The following is a 17,305-nucleotide window of genomic DNA, read 5'->3' as shown; positions in this document are numbered from 1 at the left end:
TTACGCTTTGTAGCTTAATTCTTCGATGGTGTGGAAATGGTTGGTATAGATGCAAATGTCGCCTGCAATATCCAACGCCTTTTCAGCAATTTCACGGGCGCTAAGTTCAGTGTTTTCTAACAGCGCGCGCGCCGCCGCCTGGGCATAAGGCCCGCCGGAGCCGATAGCAATAAGATCGTTTTCTGGCTGCACCACGTCACCGTTACCGGTGATGATAAGCGATGCAGTTTCATCTGCGACTGCCAGCAGTGCTTCAAGTTTGCGCAACATGCGATCGGTACGCCAGTCTTTTGCCAGTTCAACGGCCGCTTTAACCAGATGGCCCTGATGCATTTCCAGCTTACGTTCAAACAGTTCGAACAGCGTAAAAGCATCCGCAGTACCGCCCGCAAAGCCCGCGATGACTTTGTCGTTGTACAGACGGCGGACCTTTTTCACGTTGCCTTTCATTACGGTATTGCCCAACGTGGCCTGACCATCACCAGCGATGACCACATGGCCGTTACGGCGTACGCTTACTATAGTTGTCACGAGCTGACCCCTTGGTTACGAATACAGAGTACAAACCCCGTACAAAAGTACGGGGCATAATGCAATTATAGATGGGGGGGATTTTGAGGGTTTCAACCCCCGGCGGCGAGCCGAATGCAGTTTGTATGACCCGCCATCTTCAACCGATTGAGGGTGCTGTCTGCGTTCTCTTTGCCTTTCACCGGGCCAATGACCACACGATTCCAGCCATTGTTGGTGGTAATTTTCGAGTCAAAGCCTTCGAACGCCAGCTGAGCACGTACTGTCTCTGCCTGTTCTGCCCCTCTGAACGAACCGCACTGTACCATCCAGCGGCGTTCATCTTTTTTCTCCGCCGTCGGTTTTGGCGCGTCAGCTGCACGAGCAACTGGCGCAGCTTGCTGCGGCTTCGACTGCGCGGTAGTGTGCGCAGGGGTTTGCAGCAGATCCTGGTACGGCTGCTGAGTAGAAGCCGGTTTTGACTGGCGCGGCTGCGACTGAACCGGCGCGGCTTGCGACGTACGCGTCTGTTGCTGCCAGCTTTGTTCGGTTGTACGTGACTGCTGAGCCAGGCGTTGCTGTTCCGCTAACTGCTGCGCCTGACGCTGGCGTTGTAGCGTTTGCTGGCGCTGTTCTGGCGTTTGCTCATTCCACGGAACTTCAACTAACTGCGTTGGCTGCTGGCGCATATCGGCCTGCATTTGTTCAAGAAGCTGGCGCTGTTCTGGTGTCAGTTGCTCCGGCGTTTTTACTTCACCACCGGCAGAAGGTTCTGTTGGCGCACGCACACCCGGCTGGCGACTTTCCAGCTCTTTAATGTAGCGCCAGCGTTCTTCCGGTTTCGGAGGTAGTCCGTTTCCGGTCACTTTCTGGCTTTGCAGCGTCTCGGACTCTTCTTTCTTGTGATGCGTAATGAAGTACAGACCACCGATAAAGGTCACAAGAACGGCGGCAGCAATAGCGACCATTGCGGGAGAAACCGCAGGCAGATTTCGTTGCTTTTTCCGTGAGGTACTCTTTTTTCGCCGCGAAGGTGCCGGTTGGCTGCGGCGTACATAATCTCGTTGTGCCACTATCGTTTCGCTGTATTTATTCGTTCGTCAGCCCGCCATGTTACTTAAGCGGCGGGCCTTTGACCAGTCACGGAAGCCTTAAAGGTTTACTTTAAGTCAATGTGCGTGTCGATCCCCGGATAATAAGCTCGCAGTCCATTAAACGTGAGCCACTGCCGACCGTTTGCCCCTGCATTTGGTCAAGCAATAACAACATTGCCTCGCGACCAATTTCATAGCGCGGCTGTGCGATGGTTGTCAGTGGCGGATCACAAAATTGCGTCAGGTCGATGTTATCAAAACCGATTATGGAAAGGTCATCAGGAACTTTCAGCCCCTGACGTTTTGCCTGCGAAAGTGCGCCAAGTGCCATCACATCGCTATGACAGAAAACAGCAGTTGGCGGTTGCGGAAGGTCGAGCAACTGCTGCATGGCTTTGCTTCCGGCGTCGAAGGTGAAGTCGCCACGGGCGATGTATTGTGGATCAACCATAATTCCGCAGCGACGCAGAGCCTGAACGTAGCCTTGCAGGCGATAGTGACACAGCGGCATTTCTTCCGGCCCAGCAATACAGCCGATCAATTTATGCCCCTGTTCATACAGGTAATTTACCGCATCAAATGCAGCGGTCAGGTTGTCGATATGAACTGTAGGCAGTTCCAGCTCCGGTGCAAATTCGTTCGCCATCACCATCGGCGGCAGATTACGCTGTTCCTCAATGCTGGCATCAAACGGCAGCCTTGAACCGAGCAGCAACATGCCATCAATTTGCTTAGTGATTATCAAATCGATAAAGGTTTTTTCCTGCTGGTTTTGATGTGCACAGTCGCCAATCAGTACCAGATACCCATGACTTGCTGCCGTAATTTCGATTCCGCGAATAATTTCGCTAAAGAAGGGATCACAGATATCCGGGACAATTACCAGAATGGTGCGGGACTCATTACGCTTGACGTTACGCCCCATCGGCTGCGGTAAATAACCCACATCCCGGGCGGCTTTTTCAACCCGGTTACGAGTCGCCAGGGAGACCTTATCTGGATTCATTAACGCTCGGGAGACGGTTGCCGTAGAGACTTTTGCTTTCAGGGCGACGTCTTTCATGGTTGCGGCAGTTTCCTGCTTCTTCGCTTTCACTCTCACTCCTCGCCTGGCACGTCAGGCGTACTACATCCGTGTTTACTTCACATCGGCAACATTTTTAGCAGATAGCGCGTGAAAACGGTTACAGAATTTTCATGAAAAGTGTGATGAATATTTAATTTTTCGATCCGCCTCGCATCGTTAGCGGTTTAACCCTCAATAGGATCGACATCCAGCACCCATTTCACTTTCCGTGAATCCGGTATTGTATTAATAAGCGCCAGCGTACCGTTAATGATGTGCTGTAAGCGCACGCGGGAAGGATGTTGCAGCAGGATCTGCCAGCGCCAGCGACCGCCACGTTTGGGTGCCAGTGCTGGAACCGGGCCGAGAACCCACAGTTTCTCATCCGCCAGCGGACTGGAGAGGATGAGATTTCGCAACTGTTGCAGGAACAGCGGCGCGTGCTGATTGTTATGATCTTCGGCGCGCACAATCACGTGGCTGGTCCACGGTGGTAGCTGCATCATACGCCGCTCGGCCAGCGCCTGTTCTGCAAAGGCGTCATAGCCTTTATAGAGCAATGTTTGCAAGAGAGGATGTTCCGGATGATGCGTTTGCAGCACCACTTCGCCCTGTTTACCGGCACGCCCCGCACGACCAGCGACCTGGGTGTAAAGCTGGGCGAAACGTTCTGCGGATCGAAAATCGGCAGAAAACAGCGCACCGTCCACGTCCAGTAATGCCACAAGTGTGACATCCGGAAAGTGGTGACCTTTCGCCAGCATTTGCGTGCCAATCAAAATCCGCGCGCCGCCGCGATGTACTTCCGCCAGTTGTTGTTCCAGCGCACCTTTGCGGCTGGTAGTGTCACGATCAATACGTGAAATGGGTACTCCAGGGAACATCGGGGCAAGCGTCTGCTCAAGCTGCTCGGTGCCCAGGCCCACCGGCACAAGATGCGTGGAGCCGCAGGAAGGGCACTGGCGCGGCACTGGGCGCTGGCTGTCGCAGTGATGACAGCGCAGATGCTGCTGCGCCTGATGCAATGTGTAGTAGTGATCGCAACGCGGGCATTCGGCTATCCAGCCACAGTCGTGGCACAGCAGCGCAGGCGCAAAACCCCGGCGATTAAGAAAGAGGATAACCTGGTTGTCGGCCTGTAAATGCTGGCGCATACGGCTGATCAACGCCGGAGCCAGCCCCGCTTGCACCTTCTGACCTTTTAAATCCAGCACGTGTTGAATTGCCGGACGCGCATTACCCGCCCGACGGGTCAGGCGCAGCAGGCGGTATTTTTTCTGCTGGACGTTGCATAACGTTTCAAGTGCCGGCGTTGCGGAGCCAAGAATAATCGGGATTTGCTCGCTATGCGCGCGATACACCGCCAGGTCGCGGGCATGATAGCGCCAGCCTTCCTGCTGTTTGTAGGAACTGTCGTGCTCTTCATCAATGACAATCACGCCGAGATTTTTAAACGGTGTAAACAGCGCGGAGCGGGTGCCAATCACAATCGCCGCCTCGCCATTTTTCGCTTTTAGCCACGCCGAAAGGCGTTCGCTGTCGTTCAGGCCAGAATGCAGAACTTCCACGGGGGCATTAAAGCGTTCACGAAAACGGGCGATAGTTTGCGGTGTCAGGCCGATTTCCGGCACCATTACCAGCGCCTGTTTGCCCTGGGCGAGCACGTTTTCCAGCACGCTTAGATAAACTTCCGTTTTACCGGAGCCGGTGACGCCCGCCAGCAGCCAGGCGGAAAAGGTATCTGCCGCGCTATGGATGGCGCCAACGGCGGTGGCTTGTTCAGTATTCAGTCGCAACCGCTCGCCAGAAACGGCGTAGTTCGTTCGCCAGTCACTAAACTCTGGTGTTTCACTTGCTAAATCACACAGACCTTTTTTGCGCAGTGCCTGTAGCGCGGCATCATTAAATTCGAGAGTGGCAACCTGGTCGCGCCAGATTTTCCCTTGTCGCAATGCCGCCAGTACCTGTTGTTGCTTTGGCGAACGTTTCAGGCTGTTGATATCTACCGCCTGACCGTGCTCGGTGGCAAACCAGTACCACATGGGCGCGTTCGCTGCAGGTCGCCCCTGGCGCAGTAAAATCGGCAAGGCATGAAACAACACATCGCCAATGGGATGATGATAATAATCCGCCGCCCATAGCAGTAATCGCCAGACGGAGTGAGTAAATACCGGCTCAACGTCCAGCACTTCAACTACCGCTTTTAGCTCGTTGAGCGGCAGCTCGCTGACATCGCTAACGGACACCACAATCCCGATGCGCTCCTGCTGTTTACCAAACGGCACGCGCACGCGACACCCGGCTTTAACCGTCATGCCTTCAGGCAGCAGATAGTCAAAGGTTCGGGGAAGCGGAACGGGCAAGGCAACGTGAGCAACGGGCATAGCATCATCCTGACTTGAAATTCGGTGGAACAGTATACACATTGCCGTAGAGGAGTGCGGATCAGTTTGCATACGCTGGTTAATTTCTGTATGATTCGGCGCCTTTGATACGAAATGATCGTATTGAAACTATACTTTAAACATCGCGTGGTGTCTGGCGTTAGGGCTGGAAGAGCGACGCGGCCTTAAACCGAGGTTTTCCCATGAAAAAAGATATTCACCCGAAATACGAAGAAATTACTGCTAGCTGCTCTTGCGGTAACGTAATGAAAATCCGCTCCACCGTTGGTCATGACCTGAACCTCGACGTGTGCAGCAAGTGCCACCCGTTCTTCACTGGCAAACAGCGTGATGTTGCTACCGGTGGCCGTGTTGACCGCTTCAACAAGCGTTTCAGCATCCCGGGCAGCAAATAAGACCGGATTTCCGAAAAAAGCGCCGCACGGCGCTTTTTTTGTGCCTGAAAACCTACATTATCAACATAACTCATTGAGTTTGTGTCTTTTTATCTTTCTTCTCATAGCGAAAATCCATTTTATCAATACCGTATTTTTTCATGCGCAAATACAGCTTTTTCCTGGGTATCTGAAAGTAATCGGCAACGTCGTTGATACGACCCTGATGGAAGTTGAGAGCATCAATAATTATTTGTCTTTCATAAGATTCTACGAGTTCATCCAGCGGGGCTGGATCCGTCTCCATCATCTGCAAACTGACCGAATCGTCCAGCATTAAAACGCCGACTGCCACCAGTTCTGCCGCATTCACCAATTCAATAATATTACCAGGCCAGGTACGCGCCATCAGTCGCTTATAAAAAGCTTTTCCCAGCAGTGGCTGCTGGCGATTTAATCGTTTACAGGTGAGGGTCAGATAATGGTGAAAAATAGGTTCAATATCCCCCGGACGCTGGCAGAGTGGTGGGCATTCAATGTGGGTGAGTGAAAAAAGAAAATACAATGCAGGAATAATTTTTTGTGCGGCAGCCAGTTCAGCCAGAGGGCTTTGATTAACAACAATCAGACGAAATGACCGATCCTGGGGTCTTTCCTGGTACTGGATCAAGGCGCGCTGATTTTCTGGCGTTAAATGCTCAAGTTCTTTTAATAACAGCGTGCCACCTTCTGCTTCTTTCACCCATTCTTCCAACGGCTGCTGGCTATTGGCGCTGAGTGTGCGTTCAATTAAAGGTCTTTCCTTGCGAGAACTAAATTGATGAAGATAGTGGGCGGCTAATGTTCTTCCTGTGCCAGGTTCGCCGTAAAAGCAGACGGGAAGATCGGTTTCTGCCAGCGTTTCAAGCTGTTGACGTGTCTGGCGAATCCAACCACTGTTACCGATTAAGTGCCGATTAAACTGAGCGTGTCGCCATTTTTTTTGTTCCAGATAAGCTTCACGTTCAGCCAGTGCTTTTTCGATAAGTGAGAGAAATTGTTCTGGATTGATCGGCTTTTGCAGGAAATCCCACGCTCCCTTTTTTACTGCTTCAACGGCCATGGGGACATCGCCATGCCCGGTGATCATCAGAATGGGAAGATGAGGGTCGATAAGCATTATTTTTTCCAGCAGCGTGATGCCTGAAATATCCGGCATACAAACGTCGCACACCACGATGCCTTCCCACGTATTTTGCAGTAATTGTAGAGCCTCAGAAGGGTTGCTACAGGTACATACGACATAACCCTCTTGCTGTAAGAGAGTGCTGTAGGCTAGCAGAACATCATTGTCGTCATCAATTAACAGAATTGTTGGGGTAGTGTCTGTCATGCTTAAAGTTTCCTGAAACGTAGAATAACCAGCGCATGGCGGTCGAGAGTTGACGCGATATATAACTCTCCCTGGCACTGGCGCATAATAGAATGGCTAATCGAAAGGCCAATACCCAAACCTACAGCTTTGTCCGTGGTAAAAGGCGTTAATAGTCGATCAGCCAGATGCACTGGCCAGCCTTTTCCATTATCAGCAATATATAGCGTTACAGTGGAGGCTTCTTCTTCAAAGCTGATGGTTATTGTGGGTGATTGCTCCAGACTGGCTTCCAGGGCATTCGTAAACAAATTAACTAAAACTTGTTGAATCAAGACATCATCACCATAAACGGCAGGGAAATTATCAGGGTAGTGAAGAGAGGCCTTCTGTGATCGATGTTTCAACGCCAGAAGTTCCCAGGACGAATAAATTACCTGCTGTAAATTGATTGCACCGCCAGCCAGTTCACTATCTCGACGGCGGGCGAAGTTGCGCAATCTTTTAACGATGTTATCCATGCGCTCGACTAACGATCGCATAGTAACAATATAATTTTTCACCAAACCAACGTCTTGTTGTTCCAGCGCGCGGTTGGCGCTGAAAAGATACATAGATAAGGCATTAAGTGGTTGATTAATTTCATGTGCCAGTGTTGTCATTGTCTGCCCAACCACGGCCAGTTTTGCAGTTTGGATCAATTCACTTTGCGTTGTACGAAGGTTTTTTTCTGTCGCGATACGCTCGCATATTTCCTGTCCCAGTTGACGTTGCTGTTGATTAATTTTCTCAATGGTCTGGCGGAGCAGGTTGGCAATTCTCCCAAGTTCATCGTTACCGGAGACAGGGATATCAGCATCGAGTTCACCATTGCTTAACTTGACAACGGCATCATTCAGTAACCGAAATCGGCGGATCATTCTGGGACGAATGTAGAGGTAATTTACCAGAATAACGAACAGTAAGGCGGTAACCATAGCTGCCAAAATCAATAGCCCGCTGATTTGCATTATTTTTTCCAATCGTAGATTGAATGTTTGTAATTGTTGATGGCTATTACCTAATTGCGTTTCTAATTGAGCACGTATTTGCGTAAATACACGCTCTTTATCCCCGATAGTACTCATGAGAGTTTGTTGAGCTTGTTGCCAGGCAGCCAGGGTTCCGGGTAGATAATTTTGCTGAGTACCCAGTTCCCACAAGGAATAAACTGTCTGGTGTAATGTGATGGTACTGGAATAAGAAGATAACGACCGCACATTTTCGTCAATGCTGTGTTTCAAAAAATTCAAATACTGAATATGTTGTTTCAACGCGTCTATATCTCTGCTATGCGTGTTAAGCATCTCCTTTAGCGTACTGACGATTTGGGTTTCTATATGTGAAAGTTCGAAAACGAGCTGCAATTCTTTTTGAATAGTTTGCTGAGCATTTTGCAAACTCTGTTTTTCGGGTAGATCTTTTCGTTGGCTGAGTTGATTTAGCAACGACGATTGTTGCCAACTTAAATCCTGGGTAAGTGAGTTGAGTTCATTATTAAAGTCATCATGCAGCCAGTTAACTCTTGAGGATATAACGTCGAGTTTTCCTTTTTCCTGATTGTTGTTGTTCAATGCGTTATCGAGCTTGTTAAGCAGTCTGTCACTACTGGCGACCTGTTGGTTAAGCGCACGTTGATGTACTGAATCAAGATGAGGATTAATGGCCTTAATTTTTTGTAGCCGTTGTTCAATTTGCTCCCTCACCTGAAGACGACTAGCGGTATTGGTTGTCTGTTGTAGCTCATTAAATTCGTTTACCAATGCGGTGAGGTTTTCTTCAAAAAGAAATGAAGCCTGAATCCTCGGGAAATAATCATCAAGCGCGTAGCGAACCTGAGAATTTTGTTCATACCAGGAATAGAGGCTGACTACGCTAACGAATAGCGTAAGAATGGCGCTAAAAACAAAGGCGAGCCGTAAGCTCGTCCCTATAGTATGTAGTTGTTTCACTTTAACGACTCAAGTTGTGTGTTCACCAATTGCTGCTGATGCAGGAAAAACTGCTGCCATGCCATGAGCTGAGCTTCACGAAAGCCTGATTGCAGTTCGAATTGCTGCAGGTACATGGCATTAACGGACTGCTCCGGGGTAACAGGAACTGCTGTTAATAATGCACGCACATCTGGCAATTTACGCTTAAGCCGATGTTCTGCGGCATATAATGATTTCCAGCTGTTTTGAAGTTCGGTAAGGCGAACAGTAATCGCATTATCAAATAACAATTGCACAAGCTTTTGGCGCTGCATAATCAACGGATAATCAAGGGAAGGAGAGGCAAATAATCGCAATTGTTGATCCGCGAGTGGAGTACCGGAGGGTAGCGGATATACCGGATACTTTCCTGAATCAGAATCGCTCAATGCCTGTTGTCCTTCCTGGCTCAACAAAAAATTAATAAAACGCCCCGCCTCCTGTGGGTGTTTACTGCCGTTTGCGATGGCAATAAACATTGGCGCTGCGCGAGAGTTGGGGAAATAACTGAAACGTAAAGTTGAATTATTAAGCAGTACGTTAGCGTAATTGTCGATGACTGGACCAGCGTCACCCAGCCCTGTACTGATCTTATTTGCTACGCCAAAGCTGCGAGATGAAATGGTAGCGAGATTACCGCCTATTTTCAGTAGCGTACCCCAACCATTACTCCATCCTTGTTGTTGCAGGAGATCTTCAATCATCAGATGTGTGGTATCTGAACGTGAAGGGCTGCTCATTAATAGTGTTCCTTGATAACGTGACCTGCTCAATTCCTTCCATGAAGTAGGCACTGGCTCGTTTTTATCTTCCAGATGCGCCACATTGATCAGGATGCCATAGCCCGATACCGCAACCGCAACGGTGGTTGAACGAATAGATTCGGGGACTAACTTTCTGCTTGTTTCGATTTGATTATTAAAAGGCTGGAGCAGATTTTTACTTTGCAACCGCTGTAGCAACATGGGGGATGAACTCAGTACCAGATCAATATTTTCACCCAATGGATTTTCTAGCAGGCGCTCAATGGATGCACTGGTTCGGTTAAGCGTTCGGATTTTGGTTGCCAGTGGTTGTTTTTGCCATTGACTAATAATGTGTTCCGTCGCTTCCGAAGAAAGCGTTGTTGCAATCACCAGCTCTTGCGCTGAGGTGACATTGACGCATAAAACCCAACAGATTAATGCTCGTTGTATAATACGAATCATGTCAAAAATCCTATTAACGAGAGAAAAACTCTTACGCTGTAATTCATAGCATTATCCGTTAGCTAATATACATAATGACTGTAAGACGCTGGTGTCAGTATCGGAAATTTCATTAATTCAGATGTAACGAGCGTCACTATATCCGGAAGCGGTTATCAAAAAAAGATCAATATTGCACCTCTGAACATGTGTATCTTGCGGAAATAGCGATTGTTACAGCTATTTCCGGTAATTAATTTCGATATTCGTTCTATCGGATTCAGGCCCTGACCGGATTCTATTGTTTCTTTGCACCAGCCTTCAGAAGCCGGAAGAATGGCTTTAACTTGAGCGCAAATGTGCTTATCACGAAGGATAACATGAAAATCCTTAATCCCTGCTGGTTGTTGAGCGGTGATGAAAATTTTCATGTTGCGTAGCATGATCCTCCAACAGGGTAAAATCGAGTCTCTTCAATGATCACGTATATGGATGCAAAATATGTGACTGACCTCAAAAACTGAAAAAATTAATAAAAGTCATTATTTTTTTATTGGGGCTGTTGTAACCCGTTAATGCTGAAATAATGGCTTTGTTCTATTTTGAGATATAAAAATGGGAAAGAAATGGAACATGATATTTGTATTTTTGAGTCGGTTTTGACTCATATGCCCTGTATTGTAACTTAAACTCACTTGCTTCACTATCTTTAAAACCAATGAAGCAAGGGCTTTTGCAATACTCTTCAGAGAGTAGTAACTGGCATTGCTGTTTTAAATAACTCTATGAACTGGAAGGTGATATATGCTTTCTCTACTGAAACCTAAAGTGGCAACACATAAGGTTCCTGAAAGTGAAATAAAGAATACGTATAATCGTTATCGTATGCAGGCGCTATTTAGCGTATTTATCGGTTATCTTTCGTATTATATTGTCAGGAATAACTTTGTTCTTTCCACACCTTATTTAAAGCAAGATCTTAATCTGTCTGCGACTCAAATAGGTCTACTTAGCAGTTGTATGCTGATCGCCTACGGTATTAGTAAAGGGGTAATGAGTAGTCTGGCAGATAAAGCGAATCCTAAAGTCTATATGGCTGTGGGTTTGGTTCTTTGTGCTCTCGTTAACGTGGCGCTTGGATTTAGTTTTGCTTTCTGGATGTTTGCGGGACTTGTTGTTTTAAATGGTCTCTTTCAAGGAATGGGGGTTGGTCCTTCGTTTATTACAATAGCCAACTGGTTCCCTCGTAAAGAACGAGGCATCGTCGGTGCGGTCTGGAATATTTCACACAATGTCGGGGGCGGTATTGTTGCTCCGATTGTTGGTGGTGCATTTGCTGTGCTGGGGACTGAACACTGGAAAATAGCAACATATGTTGTTCCAGCGATTGTATCTGTTGTCATTGCTATAGTGGTACTGATGTCAGGTAAAGGTTCGCCCGTCAGTGAAGGTTTGCCGCCATTAAGCGAAATCGTCCCGGACGACGTCAGCATTAAAGCAAAAGATGATCGTGCGCCGGAAGATATGACGGCCTGGCAAATTTTTTGTACCTATGTGCTAAAAAACAAGAACGCATGGTTCGTCTCTTTCGTTGATGTTTTTGTCTATATGGTGCGTTTCGGAATTATCAGTTGGTTGCCTATTTACCTGTTAAGTGTGAAACATTTTACGAAGACTGAAATGAGCACGGCATTTTTAATCTTCGAATGGGCGGCGATTCCAACTACATTATTTGCTGGTTGGTTGAGTGATAAATTATTTCGTGGTCGCCGTATGCCACCCGCTATTATCAGTATGGTATTAATTTTCTTCTGCCTGCTGGGCTACTGGAAAAGTGACTCTCTGCTCTCTATTACCATTTTTGCTGCTTGCGTAGGCTGCCTTATCTATGTACCGCAGTTCCTGGCTTCTGTTCAGACAATGGAAATTGTCCCCAGTTTTGCCGTGGGTTCCGCAGTCGGTTTGCGTGGTTTTATGAGCTATATTCTTGGCGCAACGCTTGGAACAAGTCTGTTTGGTGTTATGGTCGATCAGGTTGGTTGGGATGGCGGTTTTTATCTTCTGCTTGCTGGTGTTATCTGCTGCATTATTTTCTGTACGTTAACGCACTTTGGCGCGATCGCCATGGAACGACAGCGTCAAAATGACGTTGCTGAGTTTTCGCAAGAGCTTCAGAGCAGCAAAAGTTAGATTTGGGGGGGCCAATTATGATGCGATTGGCCCATTACCATGAAAACAGCGGCCATTCTTTAGCAACGGTAGTGAGTTGTGGCGCATCGAAAACGGCCTGAGGTGAAACCACAGTTTCCTCAAGAGGAATATTTTTGCCGTAGCGTTCTTTGAGCTTTGCCTGAACCAGCGGGTTACTAAGATCGAACTCTTTTAGTTTTTGCTGCTCACCCACGCGTATTCCCAGCGCGTTCTGATAAACCTTCCACACCACTTCCGAACAGTACTGGCGATCGTCGCTCCACGAGAAGCTGAAATCGTATGGTTTGCCGAGATAACGTTTTGCCGTTTGCGCCAATTTTTGTTGCTGTTCGGCGCTGAGTCCGCCTTCAACGCGGCGAACAACGTATTTGCCATTTTCACCGTGGGCGATCCACTGTTTGAGCGGGGTGTATTTCACCGGGCCGACCGCTTCAAAGACGTAGGGCTTTTTGTTACGCATCACCAACATACCGGTGTGGCTGTAATCGGAATGGGTTGCCAGTTGGATTGCTTTACTTTGCGATGAGCGAGAAATTTGAAAGATGATGTCGCCGGTTTGCGGTTGCCAGGCAAGGGCAGGCACAGAAACCAGCAGGCCGGGGAGCAGTAGCCTGTATTTCATAGTTAAACGTCCATGTATAAAAAGCGGTGGGTTAGAGCAGAACCGCTGACAACGTGCTCGTTGTTTATGCCGGATGCGGCGTGAACGCCTTATCCGGCCTGCAAGTTCGTGCAAATTCAATAAATTGCAATATGACGTAGGCCTGATAAGCGTAGCGCATCAGGCGATTCCACTCTCCGCGCCGCTCTTTTCCGCTTTAGTATTCCCACGTCTCCGGGTTAATCCCCATCTCACGCATGATCTCTTTTGCCGCTTCCGGGATTTCGTCGCTGCGCTCTTTACGCAGATCGGCATCATCCGGCAGAGGTTGCCCGGTAAAGGCATGCAGAAACGCTTCGCACAGCAGCTCGCTGTTAGTAGCGTGACGCAGGTTGTTCACCTGACGACGCGTGCGTTCATCGGTGAGGATTTTTAACACCTTAAGAGGAATGGAAACCGTAATCTTTTTGACTTGTTCACTCTTCTTACCGTGCTCAGCGTATGGGCTGATATATTCGCCGCTCCATTCAGCCATGAGATACTTAATCCTCTTCGTCAATAAATTGAGACCAGACCGCACAGTTTATAAGGGTACTGGTCATAAACCCGCATAGTTTACCGCACAGGCGCTACCGTGACATCGTGTAATGCGCCTGCCAGCGTGATAATGCATATAATTTTAACGGCAATTTCGGATTTGCTCAATCTATACGCAAAGAAGTTTAGATGTCCAGATGTATTGACGTCCATTAACACAATGTTTACTCTGGTGCCTGACATTTCACCAACAAAGCCCAGGAAACTTCATCACATGACGCGTAAACAGGCCACTATTGCAGTGCGTAGCGGGTTAAATGACGACGAACAGTATGGTTGCGTTGTCCCGCCTATCCATCTTTCCAGCACCTATAACTTTACCGGATTTAACGAACCACGCGCGCATGATTACTCGCGTCGCGGCAACCCAACGCGCGATGTGGTCCAGCGGGCGCTGGCAGAACTGGAAGGCGGTGCAGGTGCGGTGCTAACCAATACCGGCATGTCAGCTATTCACCTGGTCATGACTGTCTTTTTGAAACCCGGCGATCTGCTGGTTGCGCCGCACGACTGCTACGGCGGCAGCTATCGCCTGTTCGACAGCCTGGCGAAACGCGGTTGCTATCGCGTGTTGTTTGTTGATCAGGGCGATGAGCAGGCATTACGGGCGGCACTGGCAGAAAAACCTAAACTGGTGCTGGTAGAAAGCCCAAGTAATCCATTGTTACGCGTCGTGGATATTGCGAAAATCTGCCATCTGGCAAGGGAAGTCGGGGCGGTGAGCGTGGTGGATAACACCTTCTTAAGCCCGGCATTACAAAATCCACTGGCATTAGGTGCCGATCTGGTGTTGCATTCATGTACGAAATATCTGAACGGTCACTCAGACGTGGTGGCGGGCGTGGTGATTGCTAAAGATCCAGATGTTGTCACCGAACTGGCCTGGTGGGCAAACAATATTGGCGTAACGGGCGGCGCGTTTGACAGCTATCTGCTGCTGCGCGGTCTGCGTACTCTGGTGCCGCGTATGGAGCTGGCTCAGCGTAACGCGCAGGCGATTGTGAAATATCTGCAAACCCAGCCGTTGGTGAAAAAACTTTATCACCCATCGCTGCCGGAAAATCAGGGGCATGAAATTGCCGTGCGCCAGCAAAAAGGCTTTGGCGCAATGTTGAGTTTTGAGCTGGATGGCGATGAGCAAACGCTGCGTCGTTTCTTGGGCGGGCTGTCGTTGTTTACGCTGGCGGAATCGTTAGGGGGAGTGGAAAGTTTAATCTCTCACGCCGCAACCATGACACATGCAGGCATGGCGCCAGAAGCGCGTGCTGCCGCCGGGATCTCCGAGACGCTGTTGCGTATCTCCACCGGTATAGAAGATGGCGAAGATTTAATTGCCGACCTGGAAAATGGCTTCCGGGCTGCAAACAAGGGGTAAAAATGAGTGTGATTGCGCAGGCAGGGGCGAAAGGTCGTCAACTGCATAAATTTGGTGGCAGTAGTCTGGCTGATGTGAAGTGTTATTTGCGTGTCGCGGGCATTATGGCGGAGTACTCTCAGCCCGACGATATGATGGTGGTTTCCGCCGCCGGTAGCACCACTAACCAGTTGATTAACTGGTTGAAACTAAGCCAGACCGATCGTCTCTCTGCGCATCAGGTTCAACAAACGCTACGTCGTTATCAATGCGATCTGATTAGCGGCCTGTTACCTGCCGAAGAAGCCGATAGCCTTATTAGCGCCTTTGTCAGCGATCTTGAACGCCTGGCGGCGCTGCTCGACAGCGGTATTAACGACGCGGTGTATGCGGAAGTTGTGGGTCACGGTGAAGTGTGGTCGGCGCGCCTGATGTCTGCGGTGCTTAACCAACAAGGACTGCCTGCGGCCTGGCTTGATGCCCGCGAGTTTTTACGTGCTGAACGCGCCGCACAACCGCAGGTTGATGAAGGGCTTTCTTACCCGCTGCTGCAACAACTGCTGGTGCAGCATCCGGGCAAACGTCTGGTAGTGACCGGGTTTATCAGCCGTAACAACGCCGGTGAAACGGTGCTGCTGGGGCGTAACGGTTCTGACTATTCCGCTACCCAAATCGGTGCGCTGGCGGGTGTTTCTCGCGTAACCATCTGGAGCGACGTCGCCGGGGTATACAGCGCCGACCCGCGTAAAGTGAAAGATGCCTGCCTGCTGCCGTTGCTGCGTCTTGATGAGGCCAGCGAGCTGGCTCGTCTGGCGGCACCTGTCCTCCACGCCCGTACTTTACAGCCAGTTTCTGGCAGCGAAATTGACCTGCAACTGCGCTGTAGCTACACGCCGGATCAAGGCTCTACACGCATTGAACGCGTGCTGGCTTCCGGTACAGGAGCGCGTATTGTCACCAGCCATGATGATGTTTGTTTGATTGAGTTTCAGGTGCCCGCCAGCCAGGACTTCAAACTGGCGCATAAAGAAATCGACCAGATCCTGAAACGCGCGCAGGTGCGCCCACTGGCGGTTGGCGTACATAACGATCGCCAGTTGCTGCAATTTTGCTACACCTCTGAAGTGGCTGACAGCGCCCTGAAAATCCTCGACGAAGCGGGATTACCTGGCGAACTGCGTCTGCGTCAGGGGCTGGCGCTGGTGGCGATGGTCGGGGCGGGCGTCACCCGTAACCCGCTGCATTGCCACCGTTTCTGGCAGCAACTGAAAGGCCAGCCGGTCGAATTTACCTGGCAGTCGGATGACGGCATCAGCCTGGTGGCAGTGCTGCGTACCGGCCCGACCGAAAGCCTGATTCAGGGGTTGCATCAGTCCGTATTTCGCGCGGAAAAACGCATTGGCCTGGTTCTGTTCGGCAAGGGCAATATCGGTTCCCGCTGGCTGGAACTGTTTGCCCGTGAGCAGAGTACGCTTTCGGCGCGTACTGGATTTGAATTTGTGCTGGCAGGCGTGGTGGACAGCCGCCGCAGCCTGCTGAGTTATGACGGGCTGGACGCCAGCCGCGCGTTAGCGTTCTTCAATGATGAGGCCGTGGAGCAGGATGAAGAGTCGCTGTTCCTGTGGATGCGCGCCCATCCGTATGATGATTTAGTGGTGCTGGACGTTACCGCCAGCCAGCAGCTTGCCGATCAATATCTCGATTTCGCCAGCCACGGTTTCCATGTTATCAGCGCCAACAAACTGGCGGGAGCGAGCGACAGCAATAAATATCGTCAGATCCACGACGCGTTCGAAAAAACCGGGCGTCACTGGCTGTACAACGCCACCGTCGGTGCGGGGTTGCCGATCAACCATACCGTGCGCGACCTGATCGACAGCGGCGACACTATTTTGTCGATCAGCGGGATCTTCTCCGGCACGCTCTCCTGGCTGTTCCTGCAATTCGACGGTAGCGTGCCGTTTACCGAGCTGGTGGATCAGGCATGGCAGCAAGGGTTAACTGAACCTGACCCGCGTGATGACCTTTCCGGCAAAGACGTGATGCGCAAGCTGGTGATTCTGGCGCGTGAAGCAGGTTACAACATCGAACCGGATCAGGTGCGTGTGGAGTCGCTGGTGCCTGCTCATTGCGAAGGCGGCAGCATCGACCATTTCTTTGAAAATGGCGATGAGCTGAACGAGCAGATGGTACAACGGCTGGAAGCTGCCCGCGAAATGGGGCTGGTGCTACGCTACGTGGCGCGTTTCGATGCCAACGGCAAAGCGCGTGTGGGCGTGGAAGCGGTGCGGGAAGATCATCCGCTGGCATCACTGCTGCCATGCGAGAACGTCTTCGCCATCGAAAGCCGCTGGTATCGCGATAACCCGCTGGTGATCCGTGGACCAGGCGCAGGGCGCGATGTCACCGCTGGGGCGATTCAGTCGGATATTAACCGGCTGGCGCAGTTGTTGTAAGTTCAGGAGCCCAATTAGGCATGATGTACATGCTTGTTGGGCTTATGGCCTTTAACACAATTTACCTAATTATCATTGAGTTGTAAG

General features: G+C 50.0%; 14 protein-coding genes. 4 read left to right on the top strand and 10 right to left on the bottom strand.

Annotated features, from left to right (window positions below; translation table 11 throughout):
* The 4 genes from hslV to priA form a co-directional block, all read right to left on the bottom strand.
* Positions 1-531, bottom strand: a complete 531-nt coding sequence (hslV, locus tag A7Z29_RS18130) for an ATP-dependent protease subunit HslV (protein WP_000208242.1) — start codon at positions 529-531, stop codon at positions 1-3.
* A 92-nt stretch (positions 532-623) separates the two neighbouring features.
* Positions 624-1,583: a cell division protein FtsN gene (gene ftsN / locus A7Z29_RS18125; RefSeq protein WP_000068842.1), complete on the bottom strand. Its 960-nt coding sequence runs from the start codon at positions 1,581-1,583 to the stop codon at positions 624-626.
* Between the two features lie 91 nt (positions 1,584-1,674).
* Positions 1,675-2,700, bottom strand: a complete 1,026-nt coding sequence (cytR, locus tag A7Z29_RS18120; protein WP_000644884.1) for a DNA-binding transcriptional regulator CytR — start codon at positions 2,698-2,700, stop codon at positions 1,675-1,677.
* Between the two features lie 155 nt (positions 2,701-2,855).
* A complete protein-coding gene (gene priA / locus A7Z29_RS18115) occupies positions 2,856-5,054 on the bottom strand; it encodes a primosomal protein N' (RefSeq protein ID WP_105290588.1) in 2,199 nt (732 codons plus the stop codon).
* 203 nt (positions 5,055-5,257) lie between these two features.
* Between priA and rpmE the strand changes: the two genes are divergently transcribed.
* Positions 5,258-5,470, top strand: coding sequence for a 50S ribosomal protein L31 (gene rpmE / locus A7Z29_RS18110; RefSeq protein ID WP_000710770.1), 213 nt, complete (start codon positions 5,258-5,260; stop codon positions 5,468-5,470).
* A 70-nt stretch (positions 5,471-5,540) separates the two neighbouring features.
* Here the strand turns inward: rpmE and pgtA are convergent, their stop codons facing one another.
* The 4 genes from pgtA to A7Z29_RS18090 form a co-directional block, all read right to left on the bottom strand.
* Positions 5,541-6,821, bottom strand: a complete 1,281-nt coding sequence (gene pgtA / locus A7Z29_RS18105; protein WP_000132856.1) for a two-component system response regulator PgtA — start codon at positions 6,819-6,821, stop codon at positions 5,541-5,543.
* A gap of 2 nt (positions 6,822-6,823) precedes the next feature.
* The gene (locus A7Z29_RS18100; protein ID WP_000811380.1) at positions 6,824-8,791 is read right to left on the bottom strand and encodes an ATP-binding protein; all 1,968 of its coding nucleotides are present in this window, start codon (positions 8,789-8,791) and stop codon (positions 6,824-6,826) included.
* Positions 8,788-10,020: an ABC transporter substrate-binding protein gene (locus tag A7Z29_RS18095; protein ID WP_000619303.1), complete on the bottom strand. Its 1,233-nt coding sequence runs from the start codon at positions 10,018-10,020 to the stop codon at positions 8,788-8,790. Before A7Z29_RS18095 ends, A7Z29_RS18100 begins: the two co-directional genes overlap by 4 nt.
* A gap of 155 nt (positions 10,021-10,175) precedes the next feature.
* Positions 10,176-10,430 (bottom strand): hypothetical protein, encoded by a 255-nt coding sequence (locus tag A7Z29_RS18090; RefSeq protein ID WP_286135392.1) that lies wholly within the window; start codon positions 10,428-10,430, stop codon positions 10,176-10,178.
* 373 nt (positions 10,431-10,803) lie between these two features.
* On the opposite strand from A7Z29_RS18090, the gene pgtP reads away from it, so the two are divergent.
* On the top strand, positions 10,804-12,189 hold the full coding sequence (gene pgtP / locus A7Z29_RS18085; protein WP_024212600.1) for a phosphoglycerate transporter PgtP: 1,386 nt from the start codon (positions 10,804-10,806) through the stop codon (positions 12,187-12,189).
* A 34-nt stretch (positions 12,190-12,223) separates the two neighbouring features.
* Here the strand turns inward: pgtP and A7Z29_RS18080 are convergent, their stop codons facing one another.
* Both A7Z29_RS18080 and metJ read right to left on the bottom strand, forming a co-directional pair.
* Entirely contained in the window at positions 12,224-12,832 is a 609-nt protein-coding gene (locus A7Z29_RS18080; RefSeq protein WP_000877404.1) for a YiiX family permuted papain-like enzyme, read from the bottom strand.
* A 196-nt stretch (positions 12,833-13,028) separates the two neighbouring features.
* Positions 13,029-13,346 carry a met regulon transcriptional regulator MetJ gene (gene metJ / locus A7Z29_RS18075; RefSeq protein WP_000852812.1) on the bottom strand — a complete coding sequence of 106 codons (318 nt, stop codon included), beginning with the start codon at positions 13,344-13,346 and terminating at the stop codon, positions 13,029-13,031.
* A 276-nt stretch (positions 13,347-13,622) separates the two neighbouring features.
* On the opposite strand from metJ, the gene metB reads away from it, so the two are divergent.
* The gene (gene metB, locus A7Z29_RS18070; protein ID WP_105290586.1) at positions 13,623-14,783 is read left to right on the top strand and encodes a cystathionine gamma-synthase; all 1,161 of its coding nucleotides are present in this window, start codon (positions 13,623-13,625) and stop codon (positions 14,781-14,783) included.
* A 2-nt stretch (positions 14,784-14,785) separates the two neighbouring features.
* On the top strand, positions 14,786-17,218 hold the full coding sequence (gene metL / locus A7Z29_RS18065) for a bifunctional aspartate kinase/homoserine dehydrogenase II (RefSeq protein ID WP_105290585.1): 2,433 nt from the start codon (positions 14,786-14,788) through the stop codon (positions 17,216-17,218).
* The last annotated feature ends 87 nt before the right edge of the window (positions 17,219-17,305 follow it).

It is taken from the genome of Escherichia sp. MOD1-EC6842 (genome assembly GCF_002965705.1).
Lineage (GTDB): Bacteria > Pseudomonadota > Gammaproteobacteria > Enterobacterales > Enterobacteriaceae > Escherichia > Escherichia ruysiae.
The sequence above is the reverse complement of the archived record's forward strand: the minus strand, read 5'-3'. Positions and strand labels throughout refer to the sequence as shown.